Genomic DNA, 20,447 nt, shown 5'->3' with positions numbered 1-20,447 from the left:
CTGCGGAGCACCTCATGTCCTGGATCATCCTGTTTCTCGCCGGCCTGTTCGAAGTCGGCTGGGCTGTCGGCCTGAAATACACCGACGGCTTCACCCGCCCCATCCCTACCCTGCTCACCGTTGGCGCGATGATCGTCAGCCTGGCCCTGCTCGGCCTGGCGATGAAGGAGCTGCCTCTGGGTACCGCCTATGCGATCTGGACCGGGGTCGGCGCCGTCGGCACGGTGATCGCCGGGATCATCCTGTTCGGCGAGTCCATGGCGCTGGTACGTCTGCTCAGCGTTGGCTTGATCGTCGCAGGCCTGCTCGGCCTCAAGCTCAGTCACTGAGACACAGGCAGAAAAAAGCCCGCCAATTGGCGGGCTTTTTCATTCCGGCAACACTCAGCGCACGCTGCCGCGCAAGGCTCTGACCTGTTCCTGCAGCACCAGTCGCCCAGTATCCGCCGGCAGCGGCTGGCCAGCCACCACGGTGATGCGCGACCAGAAGCGGCGGAACAGACCCTTGCTCGGATCACGACTGAAGAAGCTACCCCACAGGCCCTGCAGGGCCATGGGAATCACCGGTACCGGGTTGGCGCTGAGGATGCGTTCCACCCCGGCCTTGAACTCGTCGATCTCACCAGTGGTGGTCAGCTTGCCCTCGGGGAAGATACACACCACCTCGCCATCCTCCAGATATTGGGCGATGCGCTTGAACGCCTGCTCGTAGACCTCGGGGTCTTCGCTGCGCCCGGCAATCGGCACAGTGCCGGCGGTGCGAAAGATGAAGTTGAGTACCGGCAGGTTGTAGATCTTGTAGTACATGACGAAACGCATCGGCCGGCGCACCGCACCACCGATCAGCAGCGCATCGACGAACGACACGTGGTTGCACACTACCACCGCCGCGCCCTCGTCCGGGATCGCCTCCAGCCCCTGGTGCCGGACCCGGTACATCGAGTGGCCGAGCAGCCAGATGAGGAAGCGCATGGTGAATTCGGGGACGATCTTGAAGATGTAGGTGTTGACCGCCACGTTCATCAGCGACACCACCAGGAACAGCTCGGGAATGCTCAGCCCGGCGACGTTCAGCAGCACCATCGCCACCAGTGCCGACACCACCATGAACAGCGCATTGAGAATATTGTTGGCAGCGATCACCCGGGCGCGTTCGGTCTCCACGGTGCGCGACTGGATCAGCGCATACAGCGGCACGATATAGAAGCCGCCGAACACGCCGATGCCGAAGATATCCGCAAGAATCCACCAGGCCTGGCCGATGCCCAGCAGGCCCAGCCAGTCATGCGCGGCAGTGGCCGCCGGGAAGTCGCTCGAATGCCACCAGAGCAGGATGCCGAACAGGGTCATACCGATCGAGCCGAACGGCACCAGGCCGATCTCCACCTTGCGCCCGGAAAGCTTCTCGCACAGCACCGAACCGAGGGCGATACCCACCGAGAACACGGTGAGGATCAGGGTGATCACGCTCTTGTCGCCGTGCAGCAGATCCTTGGCGTAGGCCGGGATCTGCGCCAGGTAGATCGAGCCGAGGAACCAGAACCAGGAGTTGCCGAGCAGCGAGCGTGACACCGCCGGGCGCTGACGCAGGCCCAGCTGCACGGTCGCCCAGGTCTGGCGGAAGATGTTCCAGTCCAGCGGCAGCTCCGGCATCGCCGCCGCTGAGCGCGGGATCTGCCGGCTGGCGAAGTAGCCGAGGCAGGCCACCAGCACGATGGCCGCCGAGACCAGGCCGGCGGAATGACTACCGGACATGATCAGCCCGGCGCCGATGGTGCCGGCCAGGATCGCCAGAAAGGTGCCCATCTCCACCAGGGCGTTGCCGCCCACCAGCTCCTCCTCGCGCAGGGTCGCCGGCAGGATCGAGTACTTCACCGGGCCGAACAGTGCCGAGTGGGTACCCATGCCGAACAGCGCCAGCAGCAACAGGTAGAGGTTGTTGTAGAAGAAACCCAGGGCGCCGACCAGCATGATGGCGATCTCGGCCAGCTTGATCATGCGGATCAGCGCGTCCTTGGCGAACTTCTCGCCGAACTGCCCGCCAAGGGCGGAAAACAGGAAGAACGGCAGGATGAACAGCATGTGGCAGAAGTTGACCAGCAGGTTGCCGGTCTTGTCCGAGAACGCCATGCCGAACAGCACGACGAAGATCAGCCCCTGCTTGAATACGTTGTCGTTGAAGGCGCCGAGCAGCTGGGTCACGAAGAACGGCAGGAAGCGCCGGGTGCGCAGCAAGGCGAATTGCGAGTGTTGGGTCATCGTCCGTGTACCTGGCGGCGAAGCCGCCTTCGAGTAAAGAATCCAGGAGCAGAGCTGGGCTGAAATTTGGCCCGTCTGCTATTGGATTGCAATACCGCGCGCAGAGCCACATCCATGGCCCCGCGCACACATGATCAACCTCTCAGTACCGTAGCCCTGACTTCAGTCCGGGGCTGGCTGAGGGGCCCCGGACTGAAGTCCGGGCTACCGACGGGGTTATCGAGACTCGCTGCCAATCAGAGCGGCAGTTGCCCCAGCACCCAGCGCAGCACAAAGAACACCAGCAGGCCGCCGCCGATGGTCGCCAGCAGATGGCGGGTAACCGCGGCAATGGCAATCGTCGCCAGCCCTGCCAGCAGGTAGGCGTTATCCAGGCTCAGCGCCAGGTGCTGGCCATCGGGAAACAGCATGCCGGGCACGACGATGGCGGTGAGCACGGCGGTCGGCACGTAATGCAGGCCCTGGCGCACCAGCGGCGGGAAGCGCAGGTCGGGAAAGGCAAACAGGCTGTAGCGGGTAGCGAAGGTGATCGCCAACATGCCGAGAATCAGAATCCAGTTGTCCATCAGGCCACGTCCTCCACCATCAGGCGATCCCGCCGTTCCAGCACGATACCGACCAGGATGCCGCTGAAGGCAGCCGCCATGAGGCCAAGTTTGTACGGCAATCCATGACAGGCCAGCGCCACCGCCCCTGCCACCAGCGCGGCCGCCACCTGTGGGCGGTTGCGCAGCATCGGCACGACGATGCCGATGAAGGTCGCGAGCATGGCGAAGTCCAGCCCCCAGGCTGCGATGTTCGGTACGGCCTGGCCGAACACCAGGCCGATCAGGGTGCACAGCTGCCAATTGACGTACATCGCCAGCGCCGCACCTAGGAAATACCAGTGCTTGTAGGGTGATGCGTCGTTCTCCGCATAGCGGTGCTGAACCACGGCGAAGGCCTCGTCGGTCAACCAGAAGGCCAGCGGCACGCGCCAGCGCTTGGGCAGATGGCGCACGAAGGGCTGCAGGCTAGCGCTGTACAGCGCATGACGCAGGTTGACTACGACGGTGGTGAGCAGCAAAACGGCCAGGGTCGCACCACCACCGAGCAGGCTGATGGCAATGAACTGCGCCGAGCCGGCGAACACCAGCACGGACATGCCAATGGTCTGCCAGGGCGTGAGCCCGGCCGCGCCGGCCAGGCTGCCGAAGATGATGCCGAACGGCATCGCACCGAGCAGCATCGGCAGCATGTCGCGGACGGCTTGCAGGAATTCGTGTTGACGGGACATGGGGCCTCCTTGAGGTAGCGAGGCTAGTCGGTCGCAAGCGAGGCGTCTTGAACGATCTTGCGCAATTGGTCAGCTACTTGTGCGTTCAGCTGGCGCAGGCGCTGCGGTACTCGCCGGGACCAACGCCATAGGCCTGCTTGAACTGCCGGGTCAGATGGCTCTGGTCGGCAAAGCCCAGCTGCATGGCCACGCTCAGCGGCATGCAGCCGGACTTGAGCAAGGCGCGCGCCTGCTCCAGGCGACGCTGCTTGAGCCAGGCATGCGGCGGCAGGCCCGTGGCACGGCGGAACACCCGCGACAGATAGAAGGGCGAGAGATTGACCCGCGCCGCCAGCTCCTCCAGCGACGGCGGCTCGGCCAGGCTGGCGGCCAGCAGCTCCTTGGCCTGCGCCACGGCTTGCGGCTCACGCCCGGCCGGCGGCGCGACGGGAATTCGCGCGTGACGCTGGAACAGCAAAAGAATCGCCTCACGCCAGGCGGTCTGTTGCTGCAAGGCGCTGGCCGGACCGTCCAGCAGCCGATGCAGGGCACCAAAACAACGATGCAGCTCGGGGTCCTGCAGCACGCTGGCGGCGAACGATGGCATGCCGCCCGTGGCCAGCCCCAACTCGTCGAGCACACCGCTGACCTGCGCGTTGTCCGGGTAGAAGGCGCGGTATAGCCAGCCCTCGTCGTGGGCCTTGGAGCCGGTGTGCAGTTCGTCCGGGTTGATCAGCACCATGCTGCCGACCGGCGCCAGGTGGTCGCTACCGCGATGGCGAAAGCGCTGGGCGCCCGCCTCGATCACGGTGAACACGAAGCCCTCATGCACATGCGGGGCAAAGCGCTGCTGCACGTAGCGCGCGTGCAGCAGCTCGACCCCGGCCAAGCCGTCGGCCTGCCAGAAGCGCGTCTGCTCCGGGTTCAATGCCACAACGGATCAGGCGCCGAAGCGCGCTTCCAGTTGCAGTTTGACCTGCGGCCACTCGCTGTCGGTGATGCTGTACATCACCGTGTCGTCGAGGCGGCCATCGGCCAGGCGGCGGTGGTTGCGCAGCACGCCTTCGCGCTGGGCACCGAGTTTCTCGATGGCCCGCTGCGAGCGCAGGTTGCTGCCGGCGGTTTTCAACTGCACGCGCACCAGCTGCCACTCCTCGAAGGCGTGACGCAGCATCAGGTACTTGATCATGCTGTTCAGGCCGCTGCCATGCTGAGTGCTGGCGAGCCAGGTGTAACCGATCTCGGCGGCTGGCAGCGCCGAATTGAAGTCGAAGAAACGTGTGGTGCCGACCAGCTCGCCAGCCAGACGAATGACGAAGACCACGGCGCCGTGCGCCTTATGGTCAGCCAGGGCGCCGCGGTACCAGTCCGGGCGCTGGGTGCCGCTCATGTATTGCTGCGACTCGCTGTTAGCCTCGGCCAACTCCAGCAGCGCGGGCAAATCGGCTTCGCTCAGGGGGTCGAGGCGCAGAGCGCCCTGTTGCAGGGTGATCGGTTGGGGCTTGAACATCGCCAGACTCCAGAAAAAGCATCAGACAGGCTGACGGCAAAAATATCGCATGCAAAGGCGCCGACCGTGCAAAAAGGCGCTCGGCGGCCAAAGGCGGTCACGCTAGCAGGCTGAAAGGGACGGCTCAAGGGGCCTGCGACCTTGGTCGGCCTGACGTTGCGCGCGGCGCGTGCGAGACTAGCCTAACCCCGCAATCGCCTTGGCAGCCTGAGCTGCCCCCGCGCCGGCGGGCCTCTTCCATCCGCGCGCCCTGCTCCTGGAGTTTGCATGTCGCTGTCCGGCGGACTGATCGCCTTTGTCGCCCTGGCCTACATGGCCGTCCTGTTCTGCATCGCCTTCTATGGCGACCGTCGCCGTGCGCCGCTGTCGCCACGGGTGCGCGCCTGGGTCTACAGCCTGTCGCTGGCGGTCTACTGCACCAGCTGGACCTTCTTCGGCGCGGTTGGCCAAGCCGCCGGCGAGCTGTGGTCGTTCCTGCCGATCTACCTGGGGCCGATCCTCCTGCTGCTGTTCGCGCCCTGGGTGCTGCAGAAGATGGTGATGATCAGCAAGCAGGAAAACATCACCTCGATCGCCGACTTCATCGCCGCGCGCTACGGCAAGTCGCAAGCCCTGGCGGTGGTGGTGGCGCTGATCTGCCTGGTCGGCGTGCTGCCCTATATCGCCCTGCAACTGAAAGGCATCGTGCTCGGCGTCAACCTGCTGATCGGCGCCACGCCCAGCCCGACCCGCGCCCAGGACACCGCACTGATCGTGTCGCTGGTGCTGGCCCTGTTCACCGTGCTGTTCGGCACGCGCAACCTGGATGTCACCGAGCACCACCGTGGCATGGTCCTGGCGATTGCCTTCGAGGCGCTGGTCAAGCTGCTGGCCTTCCTCGCCGTCGGCGTGTTCGTCACCTGGGGGCTGTTCGATGGTTTCGAAGACCTGCTCGGGCAAACCACTCAAGCCCCCGCGCTGAACGAGTTCTGGCAGCAGACCGTGAGCTGGCCGGCGATGCTGGTGCAGACCGGCCTGGCCGCCACGGCCATCGTCTGCCTGCCCCGCCAGTTCCACGTCACCGTGGTGGAGAACATCGAACCCAAGGACCTGCGCCTGGCGCGCTGGGTGTTCCCGGTCTACCTGCTGCTGGCCGCGTTGTTCGTCATCCCCATCGCCCTGGCCGGCCAGTTGCTGCTGCCGGCCGGCATTCAGGTCGACTCCTTCGTCATCAGCCTGCCGCTGGCCGAGGCGCATCCGGCGCTGGCCCTGCTGGCATTTATCGGCGGTGCGTCGGCCGCCACCGGCATGGTCATCGTCGAGGCCGTAGCGCTGTCGACCATGGTCTCCAACGACATGCTGCTGCCGGTGCTGCTGCGCCGGCAGAACACCGAGCGCCCGTTCGAGGCCTTCCGCCACTGGATGCTCAGCGCGCGGCGGGTGAGCATCGTGGTGATCCTGCTGCTGGCCTACGTGTGCTATCGCCTGCTGGGCACCAACGCCAGCCTGGCCACCATCGGCCAACTGTCCTTTGCCGCCATCGGCCAACTGGCGCCGGCCATGTTCGGCGCCCTGGTGTGGAAGCAGGCCAACCGCCGTGGCGTGTTCGCCGGCCTCGCCGCCGGCTGCGCACTGTGGTTCTACACCCTGGTGCTGCCGCTGGTGGCCGGTGGCCTGCGCTGGTCACTGGACAGCTTCCCGCTGCTGCCGGAGCTGCTCTATTACCCGATCGGCATCGAGGTCGACCCGCTGACCCGCGGCGTGCTGATGTCGCTGGCCGGCAACTGGCTGCTGTTCGCCGGGGTGTCGTGGTTCTCCCGCACGCGGGTCTCGGAACACTGGCAGGCCGGGCGCTTCGTCGGCCAGGAACTGACGGCCAAACCTGGCGCCCGCAACCTGCTGGCGGTGCAGGTGGCCGACCTGATGGAGCTGGCCGCCCGCTTCGTCGGTGAAGACCGGGCCCGGCAGAGCTTCGTGCGTTTCTCCTACCAGTTGGACAAGCCCTTCAACCCCAACCAAAACGCCGACAGCGAGTGGATCGCCCACACCGAGCGCCTGCTCGCCGGCGTGCTCGGTGCGTCGAGCACCCGCGCCGTGGTACGCGCAGCCATCGAAGGCCGCGAGATGCAGGTCGAGGATGTGGTGCGCATCGTCGACGAAGCCAGCGAGGTGCTGCAGTTCAACCGCGCCCTGCTGCAAGGTGCGATCGAGAACATCACCCAAGGCATCAGCGTGGTCGACCAGTCCCTGCGCCTGGTGGCCTGGAACCGCCGCTATCAGGAACTGTTCGCCTACCCGGAAGGGCTGATCAGTGTCGGCCGGCCCATCGCCGAGATCATCCGCTACAACGCCGAACGCGGCCTGTGCGGCCCCGGCGATGTCGAAGAGCATGTGACCAAGCGCCTGTACTGGATGCGCCAGGGCAAGCAGCACACCTCCGAGCGCCTGTTCCCCAATGGTCGGGTCATCGAACTGATCGGCAACCCCATGCCGGGCGGCGGCTTCGTCATGAGTTTCACCGACATCACCGCCTTCCGCCGTGCCGAACACGACCTCAAGGAGGCCAACGAAGGCCTCGAACAACGGGTCGAGGCGCGCACTCGCGAGCTGTCGCAACTGAACCAGCAACTGGGCGAAGCCAAGGGCGTCGCGGAAAGCGCCAACCAGTCGAAGACCCGCTTCCTGGCGGCGGTCAGCCACGACCTGATGCAGCCGCTGAACGCCGCCCGGCTGTTCTCCGCCGCCCTCTCCCACCAGCAGGAAGCCCTGCCCCGTGAAGCCCAGGAACTGGTGCGTCACCTCGACAGCTCGCTGCGTTCGGCCGAAGACCTGATCACCGACCTGCTGGATATCTCGCGCCTGGAAAGCGGGCGCATCACCCCGGACATCAGCGCCTTCGCCCTGAGCAGCCTGTTCGACACCCTCGGCGCCGAGTTCAAGGCACTGGCCCAGGAACAGGGCGTGGATTTTCGCCTGAGCGGCAGCCGGCTGCGCATCGACAGCGACCCACGCCTGCTGCGCCGGGTGCTGCAGAACTTCCTGACCAACGCCTTCCGCTACGCCAAGGGCCATGTGCTGCTCGGCGTGCGCCGCGAGGGCAACAACCTGCGCCTGGAGGTCTGGGACCGCGGCCCCGGCATTCCCGAAGACAAGCGCAAGGTGATCTTCGAAGAGTTCAAGCGCCTGGACAGCCACCAGACTCGCGCGGAGAAGGGCCTGGGCCTGGGCCTGGCGATTGCCGACGGCTTGTGCCGGGTGCTTGGCCACCGCCTCGACGTGCGCTCCTGGCCAGGCAAGGGCAGCGTATTCAGCGTCAGCGTGCCGCTGGCCCGGCAGCCCGCAGCCGCCGCGCCACGGATCGCCGCCGAACAGAATGGCCATGCCCTCAGCGGTGCGCAGGTACTGTGCATAGACAACGAGGACAGCATCCTCGCCGGCATGCACAGCCTGCTCTCCCGCTGGGGTTGCCAGGTGTGGACGGCGCGCAACCGTCTGGAATGCGAGCACCTGCTGGACGAAGACGTGCGCCCGCAACTGGCGCTGGTCGACTATCACCTCGACGAGGGCGACACCGGCACCGAGCTGATGGCCTGGCTGCGTACGCGCCTGGGCGAGCCGCTGCCGGGCGTGGTGATCAGCGCCGATGGCCGCCCGGAGCTGGTGGCCGCAGTGCATGCCGCCGGCCTCGACTACCTGGCCAAGCCGGTCAAGCCGGCAGCCTTGCGCGCCCTGATCAGCCGCCATTTGCCGCTGGGCTGAAGAGCCTAAACAGGCCGCGGGTTCCATGGTCGTAGGGCGGGTGAAACCCGCGTGGCCCATCGCGGGTTTCACCCGCCCTACACAAGCAGCCCTCGTCCGCCACTAAAAAACATCCAATAAATCGATATTTAAGGCGGAGTTTTTGCGCTTTTTATCGAAACAAAATCGATAGATCATCCACTCCAACGCCACTGCACCGTAATCCCACGGCGCAGCAGATGGAGCACCGCCATGATCGACGTACGCCCCTTCGACAGCCTGGGCCATGCCCAGCACGGTTGGCTGAACGCACGCCACCATTTCTCCTTCGCCGAGTACCACGATGCCCAGCGGGTCAACTGGGGCAAGCTGCGCGTGTGGAACGACGATGAAATCGCCCCGCAGAGCGGCTTCCCACAGCACCCGCACCACGACATGGAAATCATCACCTACGTCCGCGAAGGCGCCATCACTCACCGCGACAACCTGGGCAACCAGGGCCGCACCGAGGCTGGCGACGTGCAGGTAATGAGCGCCGGCACCGGCATCGCTCACTCCGAGTACAACCTGGAGGACGTGACCACCAAGATCTTCCAGATCTGGGTGATCCCGGACCAGTTCGGCAAAGCCCCCTCCTGGGGCGCCAAGCCGTTCCCCAAAGACGAGCGCGCCGGCCAGTTCGTGGTGCTCGCCAGCGGTAATGAAGACGATGGCGATGCCCTGCGCATCCGCGCCGATGCACGCCTGGTAGCCGCCACGCTGAAGGCCGGGCAAAGCGCCGAGTACCCCATGGGCCGCCTGCGCAAAGGCTACCTGGTAGCGGCCAGCGGCCTGATCGAGGTCAACGGCGTACGCGCTGGTGAACGTGACGGCGTGGCCATCGCCAACGAGGAAGTGGTACGGGTTACCGCCGTGGAGGACAGTGAAGTGATTCTGGTGGAAGTTGCCTGATCCGGCGCAGCAATAAAAAAAAGCGGGCCACTGGCCCGCTTTTTCATGTCCGCCTACCTGCGCAATGCGTTTTGTAGGAGCCAGCGTGCTGGCGATGCTTTTTCTTCAGCACCCCATCGCCAGCAAGCTGGCTCCTACAGACGACCGCCTATTCAAATAGCGTCGAGGTAACGCTCCACATCCAGCGCCGCCATGCAGCCGGCACCGGCCGAGGTAATCGCCTGGCGGTACACCGAGTCGGCCACGTCACCGGCGGCAAAAACGCCCGGCACGCTGGTCGCGGTGGCATTGCCCTCGCGCCCGCCGTTGACCACCAGATAGCCATCCTTGAGCGCCAGCTGGCCCTCGAACAGCGAGGTATTGGGGGTATGGCCGATGGCGACGAACAAGCCATCGACCTTGAGCTCTACCGGGCTGCCATCGTTGCGTTTGAGGCGCACGCCGGTCACGCCCATGGCATCGCCCAGCACCTCGTCCACTTCGGCATTCAGCTGCAGCACGATCTTGCCCTCGGCCACCCGCGCCTGCAGCTTGTCCTGCAGGATCTTCTCGCCACGGAAGGTTTCGCGGCGATGCACCAGGGTCACCTTGCTGGCGATATTGGCCAGGTACAGCGCCTCCTCCACCGCCGTGTTACCGCCGCCGACCACCGCCACTTCGCGGTTGCGGTAGAAGAAGCCGTCACAGGTGGCGCAAGCGGACACGCCCTTGCCCATGAATGCTTCTTCCGATGGCAGGCCCAGGTAGCGCGCACTGGCGCCGGTGGCGATGATCAGCGCATCGCAACTGTAGGTGGCGTTGTCACCGATCAGGGTGAACGGTTTGCCAGCCAGGTCCACGGCATTGATGTGGTCGTAGACGATCTCCGTCTCGAAACGCTCGGCATGCTCCTGCATACGTTGCATCAGCGCCGGGCCGGTCAGGCCATGGGAATCGCCCGGCCAGTTGTCGACCTCGGTAGTGGTGGTCAATTGCCCACCGGCCTGGATACCGGTTATCAGCAACGGCTTGAGGTTGGCACGCGCCGCATAAACGGCGGCGCTGTAACCGGCGGGGCCGGAACCGAGGATGATCACGCGCGAATGACGGACAACGGACATGGCCTGCTCCTAGTAGGGCCTGTTTACGGTCTTCTGAATTAGAGCGATTTCTAACGCGGTATGGCCGCGAGTCAGGAGACCGTAAACAGGTTCGAATAAAAGGGAACCATCCAGAGCACAGGGGAAGGCTTGGAGGCGGATGGCCCCGCAAAGTGAATGCCGGCAAGGCTACGCAAGCCCCCGCTGCAGCGAAAATGCGCATTGCTTATGCGATCGATAGTCCGCCGCTATCCCATCAGGTTCGTAGCAGGGCCGTTGCTATACTCGCGACACACCCGCCACGCAGGCAATTGACCGAGATGACCCTGCGCAAACGCCTGTTCTGGCTGTTCGCCCCGCTGCTCGTCGTGGCCCTGGGCGTGGCCTATGGCCTGTCGCAAAGCCTGATCCTCAGCCGCTTCGACCGCCAGGACCAGATCCTCCTGGACGCCGAAGCCGAACGCCTGCGCGCGCTGCTCGACCACGAACTCAAGCGCAACCTCGACCTGGTGCAGAGCTACGCCAAGTGGGACGACAGCTACGAGTTCATGCACGGCCAGCACCCGGACTTCCAGCGCCGCAACATGGACCCCGAAGCCCTGCGCCAGCTGAACTTCGACTTCATGATCTACCTCGACCTCAAGGGCGAGGTACACGCCGAACAGTGGCTACCGCCCGACCTGCCGGACTTGCTGGCGATCGGTGGCAGGCGGCCGAGCAGCCAGGAATCGCTGCGCCGCAGCATCCTCGACGAAATCCAGCACCTGCGTACCCACAGCAACCTTGATCGACACGGCCAACTGCTGTTGGTCGAGGGTGTGCCGTTGATTCTCGCCACCGGCATGATCAACACCAACCAGAACAACCAGCCGGACGCCGGCATGCTGGTGGCCGGGCATTTTCTCGATGGCGAACGCCTGGAAAGCCTGCAGGGCCAGCTTGAGGGCGCCTTGCGCCTGTTGCCCTCGGGCGGCCCCGAGGATGCCTGGCGCTTCCTGCCCACCACCATCAGCAACGCACTCACGGACATCCGCATCAGCCCGCGCCGGGTACTCGACAGCCAGCACCAGCAGGTCTCGCTGCTGTTCAGCAACAGCTCGGGAGCACCGCAACTGCTGATGGAGATCACCACCGAACGGGCGATGCACCAAGAGGGCCGCAAGGCCATCGCGCTGTTCCTCGGCCAGGCATCGGCAGCCGGGCTGGTGGCCTGGCTGCTGATCTACCTGGGCCTGGAGCACTGGATTCTGCGCCGGGTGTTGCGCATGAAGCACGAAATCACCTCTATCGGCCCCGACTCCGCCAACCTGCGCCTGAGCGATGGCGGCCACGACGAACTGGGTCAACTGGCCGGCGACATCAACCACATGCTCGAACGCCTGGAGCAGAGCGAAACCCGCGACCGGGAAATCCTCGACGCGATCCAGGACGGCTACTTCGAGCTGGACGCACGCGGGCAGATCCTCACCGTCAACCGCGCCCTGTGCCAGATGCTCGGCTATTGCCCCGATGACCTGCTGCAACATTCCTTCGAAGACGTTCTGGCCAGCGAAGACGCCCAGCGCGCCCGCGAGCTGTTCAGCCAGGCCCTGGAGCGCGGCGAAAACACACGCTTCGCGGCCCCGCTGAAACGCCGTGATGACAGCTGGGGCTACTATGAAACGCGCTTCTCGCTGATTCACGACGCCCACGGCCACTTCACCGGTTACCGCGGCATCCTGCGCGACATCACCGACCAAGTGGCCTACCAGAACCAGTTGCTCGACATGGCCTATCGCGACCCACTAACCGGCCTCGGCAACCGCAAGGCTTTCGTCGAGCAGTTGCGCCTGCTGCTCGACCAGAGTCGCCATCAGCAGACCCAGCTGTCACTGCTGTACATGGACCTGGACCGTTTCAAGGAGGTCAACGACCGCTTCGGCCACGATGTCGGCGACAGCCTGCTGCAAGGCATCGCCGAGCGCCTGCGCAGCTCCGTGCGCAAGCCCGACCGGGTCTATCGGCTGGGCGGCGACGAGTTCACCCTGATCCTGCCCGACTCGCGCAATGACGCCGCCCTGCGACTCTCTACGCGCCTGCTGGCCGAGCTGCGCAAACCGCTGGAGATAGACGGCCAGCAGATCGACTTTGTAACCCCGAGTATCGGCATTGCCTACTTCCCCGACCACGCGGACAACCCGGAAAGCCTGGTGAAGGCGGCAGACAGCGCCATGTACCAGGCCAAACAGGAGCGCAACCGGTTCTGCGTGTACCAGGCAGACACGCTTTCGTCGACTTCGCAAAATAGGTAAGGTCGGCCCTTCGTTGCGCCAAGGAAACGCCCCCATGCCATCCCCCACCCTCTCTGGCCCGCAGTATCTGGGCGAAGGCCTGAAACTGGTGCTGAGCCCCGGCCTGCGCCTGTTCGTGCTGCTGCCGCTGACCATCAACCTGCTGCTGTTCATCGGCCTGATTATGCTGGCCATGCAGCAGTTCGGCGGCTGGGTCGACACCTTCATGCCCAGCCTGCCGAGCTGGCTGAGCTTCCTCGAATACGTCATCTGGCCACTGTTCGTGTTGCTGGTACTGCTGGTGATGTTCTTCAGCTTCACCCTGCTGGCCAACATCATCGCCGCGCCGTTCAACGGCTTCCTCGCGGAAAAGGTCGAGGTGGTGCTGCGCGGACGCGACGACTTCCCGCCCTTCAGCTGGGCCGAGCTGACAGCCATGGTGCCGCGCACCCTTGGCCGCGAACTGCGCAAGCTGGCGTACTTCCTGCCACGCGCCATTCCCCTGCTGATCCTCACCTTCATCCCCGTGCTCAACCTGATTGCCGCGCCGCTGTGGATCCTGTTTGGCGTGTGGATGATGGCCGTGCAGTACATCGACTACCCCTGCGACAACAACAAGGTCAGCTGGGACGAGATGCTCGCCTGGCTGCGCGAGAAGCGCTGGCAGTCGCTCGGCTTCGGCGGCGCCACCTACCTGGCGCTGATGATCCCGGTGGTGAACATCCTGGTGATGCCGGCTGCCGTGGCCGGGGCCACCCTGTTCTGGGTCCGTGAACGCGAGAGTCTATCCACGACCTCCTGACTCGCGGCCATACCGCGTTAAAAACGGCCTCGGAGTGCTCATTTACAACTTGTAAACTGCGCTTCCTCGGCCGTTTTTGCCTTGTCTGGCTCTAACTCAGGAGATCGTGAACAGACTCTGAGGCAGGCACCGTCACAACCCGGTAACCGCGCCGTCACACGCACTACATGGCAGCAGCCGAGACTGCTGCCATGACTGTCACAAGCCTGCATATCGCTCTCGTCAGCGAAACCTTCCCGCCCGAAATCAACGGCGTGGCCAATACCCTCGGCCGCCTCTGCCAGGGCCTGCGCGCGCGCGGCCATCGCCTGCAACTGGTGCGCCCACGCCAGGCCGACGAGGCGCAGCCCAGCGACGACAACCTGCTGTTGACCCGTGGCTGGCCACTGCCGGGCTATGCCGGCCTGCAGTGGGGCCAATCGTCGTTGCACAAGCTGCTGCGGCGCTGGAAGCGCAATCGTCCGGACGTGCTGTACGTCGCCACCGAAGGCCCGCTCGGCCTCTCCGCCATGCGCGCCGCACGGCGCCTGGGCATCCCGGTGGTCAGTGGCTTCCACACCAACTTCCAGCAGTACAGCGGCCACTACGGCCTGGGCCTGCTCAGCCGCCTGCTGACCGGCTACCTGCGCTGGTTCCACAACCGCACACGCATGACCCTGGTGCCCAGCACCAGCCAGCGCATGGAGCTGCAGCGTCGCGGCTTCGAACGCCTGGAACTGCTCGCCCGCGGGGTCGACGGGCAGCTGTTCCACCCGGCGCGGCGCTCGGCTGAACTGCGCCAGCAGTGGGGATTGGAGGACGGTGACATCGCCGTTTTGCACGTCGGTCGCCTGGCCCCGGAGAAGAACCTGGCGCTGCTGGTAAAAGCCTTCAACAGCCTGCAACAGGCCCTGCCGCACCAGCGCCTGAAGCTGATCCTGGTCGGCGACGGCCCCAGCCGTGCGCAACTCCAGGCCCAGCTGCCAGACGCTCTGTTCTGTGGCCTGCAACGTGGCGAAGAACTGGCCGCGCATTACGCCAGCGGCGATCTGTTCCTCTTCCCCAGCCTCTCGGAGACCTTCGGCAACGTGGTGCTCGAAGCCCTGGCCGCCGGCCTCGCCGTGGTTGCCTTCGACCAGGCCGCCGCCGCTCAGCACATTCGCCACGGCCACAACGGCGCGCTGGCCATGCCCGGTGACGACCAGGCCTTTATCGACGCCGCACAGTGGCTGCTGGGGGATCGCGAATGCCTGCGCCGCGTACGCCTCAATGCCCGCCAGCATGCCGGCAAGCAGGGCTGGGAAGCGATAGTCGAGCAGTTCGAAAACCTGCTGCAGAGCGCCCGCAACTGAGCAACCCGGCACGCACAAAGCGAGCATAAAAAAACCCGGCCTGAGCCGGGTTTTTCATGCAGCCTGAATCACTGGAACAACGCGTCACTCGACAGGCCATTCTTCTCCAGAATCTCGCGCAGGCGTTTCAGCGCCTCCACCTGGATCTGCCGCACACGCTCGCGGGTCAGGCCGATTTCCTGGCCAACCTCCTCCAGCGTGCAGCTTTCATGGCCGCGCAGACCGAAGCGGCGAATCACCACTTCACGCTGCTTCTCGGTCAGTTCCGACAGCCACTGATCGATGCTTTCCGACAGGTCATCGTCCTGCAGCAGATCGCAAGGGTCCGAGGGACGGTCATCGGTCAGGGTATCGAGCAGGGTCTTGTCCGAGTCTGGACCAAGGGAGACGTCAACCGAGGTCACCCGCTCGTTGAGACCCAGCATGCGCTTGACCTCGTCGACCGGTTTCTCCAGCAGGTTGGCGATTTCTTCGGCCGAGGGTTCGTGGTCGAGTTTCTGGGTCAGCTCGCGTGCGGCACGCAGGTAGACGTTGAGTTCCTTGACCACATGGATCGGCAGACGAATCGTGCGGGTCTGATTCATGATCGCCCGTTCGATGGTCTGGCGAATCCACCAGGTGGCGTAGGTCGAGAAGCGGAAGCCGCGCTCCGGGTCGAATTTCTCGACCGCGCGGATCAGGCCGAGGTTGCCCTCTTCGATCAGGTCCAGCAGAGACAGACCGCGATTGACGTAGCGGCGGGCGATTTTCACCACCAGTCGCAGGTTGCTCTCGATCATGCGCTTGCGCCCAGCAGGATCGCCCTTCTGCGCCAATCGCGCGAAGTGCACTTCTTCCTGTGGAGTCAGTAGAGGGGAAAATCCGATTTCGTTGAGATACAGCTGAGTGGCGTCTAGCGCCCGGGTGTAATCGATGTACTTGTGCTGTTTTAAACCAGTGGTCGAATTTTTGGATTTGGCGCTGGAACGAGGTTGCTCGGCTTCCTCAAAATCTTCCAGAACGATGCCGGGCTCCATCAGAAGCACCTCATCGTCGACGTCAAACTCCGGCGCTTCTTTGCTGAGTGCCATTGTTGTTGTCCTGTAATGGGTTCGACAACAAGCTCTGGCGTACCTTACCCCACAGTCGTCACAGAGAGAACGGCCCCCCAAGTTCGCCGAAAAACGAACCTGCCGCCGAAACATCACACCTGTTGGAAAGTTGGGTAACTCCCTGGCAACACCTGAGCCCGCTCCACCCACGAATGGCACAGGTTGTCGGCAGGCTCAACGACGCGGCAGATACTGCAGAGGATCTACAGGTTTTCCTTGTCGGCGAATCTCAAAATGGAGTTTCACCCGATCAGTCCCTGTGGAGCCCATTTCGGCAATATGCTGCCCGACCTTGACCTGCTGTCCCTCCCGGACCAGCAACCTGCGGTTATGACCGTAGGCGCTTACGTAGGTATCGCTGTGTTTGATGATCACCAGTTCGCCGTAGCCCCGTAATCCACTCCCGGCGTACACAACGGTGCCATCAGACGCAGCTAAAACAGGCTGGCCCAATTCCCCGGCGATATCAATTCCTTTATTCAAACTGCCGTTTGACGAGAATTTCCCGATCAAAACACCGCCTGCAGGCCACGCCCAGCCTTGCGCAGAGCGGGTTACCGGTTGCACCTTGCCGGCCACCGCAGGGGTTGCACTGACCGGCGCTGACGGCGTGCTCACTGGCGTTTGCGGCTGTGGTTGCGGCAACGGCGTCTTGACCGGTTGCTGCACCACAGGCCGCACAGGCGTTGCGGGTTGCGTCGTGATTGGAGCCACCACGGGCTTGCCGGCCTGGGCCACTAGGGGCGCCGAACCGCCGGGCACGTCGAAACGCACACGCTGGCCTGGGCGAATCACGAATGGCGCGGCAATGTTGTTACGCGCCGCCAGGGCTTTCCAGTCCCAGCCGAAACGAAAGGCGATCGAGTACAGAGTGTCGCCGGGCTGCACGATGTACTGGCCACCGGTAACCTGCGGGCGGCTGGGCGCCACCGCACCACCACCGGAATGAGTGCGATCCACCACCTGCACCGGCGTGCTGGGCGAGCTGCTGCAGCCCGACAGGATGACGGCGAAGACCACTCCCCCCAGGCCACTGCGGCCCATCAGGCGCTTTCGCTGCTGTCTGCTCGTGAGACTCACCCCGTGCTCCCCTGCCGGTGTTTCTTGGATATATAGGTACGTATTGTGCCGGAAATATCCGGCTGAGCCAGTCGCTTGCCCTGGGCAGGCAACCGGCCCGAATCGTCTACAGCCGCTTCACTCGATCGTCTCAGGCCAAGGGGCCATTGAGCAGCGGTACGAAACGCACCAGATCGAGGACATGACGGCTGTAGCCATCGTCTTCACGGATGATCAGCAGCAACTCCTGCACGTCACCCACGCCCACCGGGATCACCAGGCGTCCGCCCGGAGCCAGCTGGTCCAGCAGCGCCTGCGGCACTTCGGCGGCAGCGGCGGTGACGATGATGCCGTTGTACGGCCCCAGCGCGTTCCAGCCTTCCCAGCCATCCCCCCAGCGGAATACCACGTTGCGCAGGTTTAGCTCGACCAGACGCTCCTTGGCCTTGTCCTGCAGGCTCTGGATGCGTTCGACGGAGAACACCCGCTCGACCAGTTGGGCCAGCACGGCAGTCTGGTAACCGGAGCCGGTACCGATCTCCAGCACCTTGTCCAATGGGCCGGAAGCCAACAGCAGCTCGGTCATCCGCCCAACCATATAGGGCTGGGAGATGGTCTGGTTATGGCCGATGGGCAGCGCGGTGTCTTCGTAGGCACGATGGGCCAGCGCCTCGTCGACGAACAGATGGCGCGGCGTACGGCGAATGACTTCCAGCACCCGTGGGTTGGACAGGCCTTCCTCGTACAAGCGCTCGATCAGCCGCTCGCGGGTCCGTTGCGAGGTCATGCCGATCCCGTGGCGTTGCAGGTGATCCTGGCCGCGCATCAGAGCAGCCCCTCCAACCAGCCACCGAGGCTGTTGAAGCCCTCGTGGAAGGTGCGATCGAGCTGCAATGGGGTAATCGACACGTAACCCTGCATCACTGCATGGAAGTCGGTACCCGGGCCGCCGTCTTCGGCGTCGCCGGAAACGGAGATCCAGTAGCCTTCCTTGCCACGCGGGTTGACCACCTTGACCGGCGCCGCCGCACGGGCGCGATGGCCCAGGCGAGTGAGCTGGATGCCACGGATGCGGTCCAGCGGCAGGTTGGGTACGTTGACGTTGAGTACGGTGCGCGGCGGCAGGTCGAGTTGGCCATGGGCCTCGACCAGCTTGCGGGCGAAATAGGCGGCCGTCGGCAGGTTGTCCGGCTGACGCGACAACAGCGAGAAGGCAAAGGCCGGACGCGCGAGGAAGCGACCTTCCAGCGCAGCAGCGACAGTGCCGGAATACAGCACGTCGTCACCCAGGTTGGCGCCCAGGTTGATCCCCGACACCACCATCTCCGGCACCTGTTCGAGCAGGCCGTTGAGGCCCAGGTGCACGCAGTCGGTGGGGGTGCCGTTGAGGCTGATATAGCCATTGGGCAACGTTGTCGGGTGCAGCGGACGGTCGAGGGTCAACGCGCTGCTGGCGCCACTCTTGTCCTCGGCGGGGGCAACGATGACGCAGTCGGCATAGTCGGCCAGCGCGCCGTGCAGCGCGGCGATACCGGGTGCCATCACCCCGTCGTCGTTGGAAATCAGAATTCGCATGGATTTTCCGTCTGCCCTGCCGGCAGTAGATCGATCAGTTCGCGCACCACGACGGTGGCGAAGCATCCGGCCGGCAGGACGAATTGCAGTTGCAGAATGTCAGGCTCCGGATAATGCCACGTCAAACCGCCAATGGGGAGGCGCAGGATACGCCGTTCGTGCGCCATGCCCGCTTCGACCAGCCAGTCCGCCAGTGCCTGCTCGCTTGCCGCTACGCCCTGCTCCAGCGCGTGCGCGGCACCGGCTGTCGGCGACGGGCCACTGCCCCACAAGGGGCCGGTGGGATGCAGGTCGAGAATGGCCAGACGCGGATCACTGCACTCGGCTTCACCGGCCATGAAGAAGCTGCGGCTGCCGGTAAACGCCAGCAGATCGCCAACCGCGACCTGATTCCAACTACCCGCCGCCACGCGTTCAGCCAGCAGGCGATTGAACAGGTGGCTGCGCGCCGCCGAGAGCAGGCGCGAACGCAGGTTGCGCTGCTCCGGTAGCTCATGGCGCTCGGCGAACTGGCGGGCCTCGAAGACGTTGCCACCCTGGAAACCGAAACGCTGCAGGCCGTAATAGTTGGGTACGCCCTGGGCCTGGATCTGTTGTAGGCGCTGTTCCAGCGCGTCCTTGTCGCCATCGAACTGGGTCAGGCGCAGGGTGAAGCCGTTGGCCGAATGGGCGCCGCGCTGCAGCTTGCGCGAGTGCCGCGCGGTCTTGAGGATGCTCAGGCTATGGCCTTCGGCCGCGCTCAGGTCGGGATCGGCCTTGCCCGGCAGGTGCAGGCTGAACCACTGGCGGGTCAGTGCCTGACGGTCCTTCAAGCCGGCGTAGCTGATGTTGCGTTGCGATACACCAGCGGCCCGCGCCAGGCGCCGCGCCGCTTCCTCGGTATTCAGGCCTCGCTTCTCCACCCACAGCCAGAGGTGTTCACCCTGGCCGGACAGCGGAATATCGAGCACTTCATCGACCTGAAAGTCTTCCGCCGTGGCCTTGAGCACGGCGCGCCCGCAGGCCTCACCGTGGGCACGCGGGCCAAGCAGTTGCAGTTCGTTCATGCCTTCACCAACAGCGCCACGGCATGCACCGCGATGCCTTCCTCGCGACCGGTGAAGCCGAGCTTCTCGGTGGTGGTGGCCTTGACATTGACCTGGTCCAGTTCGACCTGCAGATCGGCGGCGATCAGCCCGCGCATGGTCTCGATGTGCGGCGCCATCTTCGGTGCCTGGGCGACGATGGTGGCGTCGACATTGCCGACCCGCCAGCCCTTGGCGTGAATCAGGCCGAGTACGTGACGCAGCAGTGCGCGGCTGTCGGCACCCTTGAAGGTCGGGTCGGTATCGGGGAAGTGCTTGCCGATATCGCCCAGCGCCGCGGCGCCGAGCAGCGCATCGCTGAGGGCATGCAGCAGCACGTCGCCATCGGAATGGGCCACCAGGCCGAATTTGTGCGGGATACGCACGCCGCCCAGGGTGATGAAATCGCCCTCGCCGAAGCGGTGTACGTCGTAGCCATGACCGATACGCATAAAAGAAAACGCCCTGCAGAAGTCAGGGCGTGA

Annotated in this window: 18 protein-coding genes; 6 read left to right on the top strand and 12 right to left on the bottom strand. The window is 64.6% G+C overall.

Features of this window, described 5'->3' with window-relative positions; genetic code table 11:
• The first annotated feature begins 14 nt into the window (after window positions 1–14).
• Window positions 15–329 carry a quaternary ammonium compound efflux SMR transporter SugE gene (gene sugE / locus H3H51_RS12155; protein WP_183089293.1) on the top strand — a complete coding sequence of 105 codons (315 nt, stop codon included), beginning with the start codon at window positions 15–17 and terminating at the stop codon, window positions 327–329.
• A 54-nt stretch (window positions 330–383) separates the two neighbouring features.
• On the opposite strand, the gene H3H51_RS12150 is transcribed toward sugE, so the two are convergent.
• The 5 genes from H3H51_RS12150 to H3H51_RS12130 all read right to left on the bottom strand — a co-directional run bounded on the left by H3H51_RS12150 (window position 384) and on the right by H3H51_RS12130 (window position 5,023).
• Entirely contained in the window at window positions 384–2,258 is a 1,875-nt protein-coding gene (locus H3H51_RS12150) for an MFS transporter (RefSeq protein WP_183089292.1), read from the bottom strand.
• A gap of 236 nt (window positions 2,259–2,494) precedes the next feature.
• Window positions 2,495–2,824 carry an AzlD domain-containing protein gene (locus tag H3H51_RS12145; RefSeq protein WP_183089291.1) on the bottom strand — a complete coding sequence of 110 codons (330 nt, stop codon included), beginning with the start codon at window positions 2,822–2,824 and terminating at the stop codon, window positions 2,495–2,497.
• Window positions 2,824–3,534, bottom strand: coding sequence for an AzlC family ABC transporter permease (locus tag H3H51_RS12140; protein WP_183089290.1), 711 nt, complete (start codon window positions 3,532–3,534; stop codon window positions 2,824–2,826). Before H3H51_RS12140 ends, H3H51_RS12145 begins: the two co-directional genes overlap by 1 nt.
• 85 nt (window positions 3,535–3,619) lie before the next feature.
• A complete protein-coding gene (locus tag H3H51_RS12135) occupies window positions 3,620–4,447 on the bottom strand; it encodes a helix-turn-helix transcriptional regulator (RefSeq protein ID WP_183089289.1) in 828 nt (275 codons plus the stop codon).
• Window positions 4,448–4,453: 6 nt separating this feature from the next.
• Window positions 4,454–5,023 (bottom strand): GNAT family N-acetyltransferase, encoded by a 570-nt coding sequence (locus H3H51_RS12130; RefSeq protein WP_183089288.1) that lies wholly within the window; start codon window positions 5,021–5,023, stop codon window positions 4,454–4,456.
• A gap of 267 nt (window positions 5,024–5,290) precedes the next feature.
• On the opposite strand from H3H51_RS12130, the gene H3H51_RS12125 reads away from it, so the two are divergent.
• Together H3H51_RS12125 and H3H51_RS12120 are read left to right on the top strand one after the other, a co-directional pair.
• Window positions 5,291–8,761 (top strand): hybrid sensor histidine kinase/response regulator, encoded by a 3,471-nt coding sequence (locus tag H3H51_RS12125; protein WP_183089287.1) that lies wholly within the window; start codon window positions 5,291–5,293, stop codon window positions 8,759–8,761.
• Window positions 8,762–8,992: 231 nt separating this feature from the next.
• Window positions 8,993–9,691, top strand: coding sequence for a pirin family protein (locus tag H3H51_RS12120; protein WP_183089286.1), 699 nt, complete (start codon window positions 8,993–8,995; stop codon window positions 9,689–9,691).
• A gap of 152 nt (window positions 9,692–9,843) precedes the next feature.
• Here the strand turns inward: H3H51_RS12120 and trxB are convergent, their stop codons facing one another.
• The gene (gene trxB, locus H3H51_RS12115; RefSeq protein ID WP_183089285.1) at window positions 9,844–10,791 is read right to left on the bottom strand and encodes a thioredoxin-disulfide reductase; all 948 of its coding nucleotides are present in this window, start codon (window positions 10,789–10,791) and stop codon (window positions 9,844–9,846) included.
• A 299-nt stretch (window positions 10,792–11,090) separates the two neighbouring features.
• Here trxB and H3H51_RS12110 point away from each other — a divergent pair, with 299 nt between their 5' ends.
• The 3 genes from H3H51_RS12110 to H3H51_RS12100 all read left to right on the top strand — a co-directional run bounded on the left by H3H51_RS12110 (window position 11,091) and on the right by H3H51_RS12100 (window position 15,173).
• Complete coding sequence (locus H3H51_RS12110) at window positions 11,091–13,061, top strand: sensor domain-containing diguanylate cyclase (protein WP_183089284.1); 1,971 nt, start codon at window positions 11,091–11,093, stop codon at window positions 13,059–13,061.
• Window positions 13,062–13,095: 34 nt separating this feature from the next.
• On the top strand, window positions 13,096–13,842 hold the full coding sequence (gene cysZ, locus H3H51_RS12105) for a sulfate transporter CysZ (protein ID WP_183089283.1): 747 nt from the start codon (window positions 13,096–13,098) through the stop codon (window positions 13,840–13,842).
• Window positions 13,843–14,009: 167 nt separating this feature from the next.
• Window positions 14,010–15,173 carry a glycosyltransferase family 4 protein gene (locus H3H51_RS12100; protein WP_183089282.1) on the top strand — a complete coding sequence of 388 codons (1,164 nt, stop codon included), beginning with the start codon at window positions 14,010–14,012 and terminating at the stop codon, window positions 15,171–15,173.
• A 68-nt stretch (window positions 15,174–15,241) separates the two neighbouring features.
• On the opposite strand, the gene rpoS is transcribed toward H3H51_RS12100, so the two are convergent.
• The 6 genes from rpoS to ispF form a co-directional block, all read right to left on the bottom strand.
• Window positions 15,242–16,243 (bottom strand): RNA polymerase sigma factor RpoS, encoded by a 1,002-nt coding sequence (gene rpoS / locus H3H51_RS12095; protein ID WP_183089281.1) that lies wholly within the window; start codon window positions 16,241–16,243, stop codon window positions 15,242–15,244.
• Window positions 16,244–16,438: 195 nt separating this feature from the next.
• Window positions 16,439–17,308, bottom strand: coding sequence for a peptidoglycan DD-metalloendopeptidase family protein (locus H3H51_RS12090; RefSeq protein WP_183089365.1), 870 nt, complete (start codon window positions 17,306–17,308; stop codon window positions 16,439–16,441).
• A gap of 166 nt (window positions 17,309–17,474) precedes the next feature.
• The gene (locus H3H51_RS12085) at window positions 17,475–18,149 is read right to left on the bottom strand and encodes a protein-L-isoaspartate(D-aspartate) O-methyltransferase (RefSeq protein ID WP_407926496.1); all 675 of its coding nucleotides are present in this window, start codon (window positions 18,147–18,149) and stop codon (window positions 17,475–17,477) included.
• A complete protein-coding gene (gene surE, locus H3H51_RS12080) occupies window positions 18,149–18,898 on the bottom strand; it encodes a 5'/3'-nucleotidase SurE (protein WP_183089280.1) in 750 nt (249 codons plus the stop codon). The genes H3H51_RS12085 and surE overlap by 1 nt, the downstream gene beginning before the upstream one ends.
• Complete coding sequence (gene truD / locus H3H51_RS12075) at window positions 18,886–19,944, bottom strand: tRNA pseudouridine(13) synthase TruD (RefSeq protein WP_183089279.1); 1,059 nt, start codon at window positions 19,942–19,944, stop codon at window positions 18,886–18,888. Before truD ends, surE begins: the two co-directional genes overlap by 13 nt.
• A complete protein-coding gene (gene ispF / locus H3H51_RS12070) occupies window positions 19,941–20,414 on the bottom strand; it encodes a 2-C-methyl-D-erythritol 2,4-cyclodiphosphate synthase (protein WP_183089278.1) in 474 nt (157 codons plus the stop codon). The genes truD and ispF overlap by 4 nt, the downstream gene beginning before the upstream one ends.
• Window positions 20,415–20,447 lie beyond the last annotated feature (33 nt).

The organism is Aquipseudomonas ullengensis (genome assembly GCF_014174475.1).
Lineage (GTDB): Bacteria > Pseudomonadota > Gammaproteobacteria > Pseudomonadales > Pseudomonadaceae > Aquipseudomonas > Aquipseudomonas ullengensis.
Note: the sequence above shows the minus strand (reverse complement) of the source record. Positions and strands in the feature narration are given on the sequence as shown.

What these genes read in the sequence shown, in the direction of transcription:
- sugE (WP_183089293.1), top strand. Translation starts at nt 15, where the DNA reads ATGTCCTGGATCATCCTGTTTCTCGCCGGCCTGTTCGAAGTCGGCTGG.
- H3H51_RS12150 (WP_183089292.1), bottom strand. Translation starts at nt 2,258, where the DNA reads ATGACCCAACACTCGCAATTCGCCTTGCTGCGCACCCGGCGCTTCCTG.
- H3H51_RS12145 (WP_183089291.1), bottom strand. Translation starts at nt 2,824, where the DNA reads ATGGACAACTGGATTCTGATTCTCGGCATGTTGGCGATCACCTTCGCT.
- H3H51_RS12140 (WP_183089290.1), bottom strand. Translation starts at nt 3,534, where the DNA reads ATGTCCCGTCAACACGAATTCCTGCAAGCCGTCCGCGACATGCTGCCG.
- H3H51_RS12130 (WP_183089288.1), bottom strand. Translation starts at nt 5,023, where the DNA reads ATGTTCAAGCCCCAACCGATCACCCTGCAACAGGGCGCTCTGCGCCTC.
- H3H51_RS12125 (WP_183089287.1), top strand. Translation starts at nt 5,291, where the DNA reads ATGTCGCTGTCCGGCGGACTGATCGCCTTTGTCGCCCTGGCCTACATG.
- H3H51_RS12120 (WP_183089286.1), top strand. Translation starts at nt 8,993, where the DNA reads ATGATCGACGTACGCCCCTTCGACAGCCTGGGCCATGCCCAGCACGGT.
- trxB (WP_183089285.1), bottom strand. Translation starts at nt 10,791, where the DNA reads ATGTCCGTTGTCCGTCATTCGCGCGTGATCATCCTCGGTTCCGGCCCC.
- H3H51_RS12110 (WP_183089284.1), top strand. Translation starts at nt 11,091, where the DNA reads ATGACCCTGCGCAAACGCCTGTTCTGGCTGTTCGCCCCGCTGCTCGTC.
- cysZ (WP_183089283.1), top strand. Translation starts at nt 13,096, where the DNA reads ATGCCATCCCCCACCCTCTCTGGCCCGCAGTATCTGGGCGAAGGCCTG.
- H3H51_RS12100 (WP_183089282.1), top strand. Translation starts at nt 14,010, where the DNA reads ATGGCAGCAGCCGAGACTGCTGCCATGACTGTCACAAGCCTGCATATC.
- rpoS (WP_183089281.1), bottom strand. Translation starts at nt 16,243, where the DNA reads ATGGCACTCAGCAAAGAAGCGCCGGAGTTTGACGTCGACGATGAGGTG.
- H3H51_RS12090 (WP_183089365.1), bottom strand. Translation starts at nt 17,308, where the DNA reads ATGGGCCGCAGTGGCCTGGGGGGAGTGGTCTTCGCCGTCATCCTGTCG.
- H3H51_RS12085 (WP_407926496.1), bottom strand. Translation starts at nt 18,149, where the DNA reads ATGCGCGGCCAGGATCACCTGCAACGCCACGGGATCGGCATGACCTCG.
- surE (WP_183089280.1), bottom strand. Translation starts at nt 18,898, where the DNA reads ATGCGAATTCTGATTTCCAACGACGACGGGGTGATGGCACCCGGTATC.
- truD (WP_183089279.1), bottom strand. Translation starts at nt 19,944, where the DNA reads ATGAACGAACTGCAACTGCTTGGCCCGCGTGCCCACGGTGAGGCCTGC.
- ispF (WP_183089278.1), bottom strand. Translation starts at nt 20,414, where the DNA reads ATGCGTATCGGTCATGGCTACGACGTACACCGCTTCGGCGAGGGCGAT.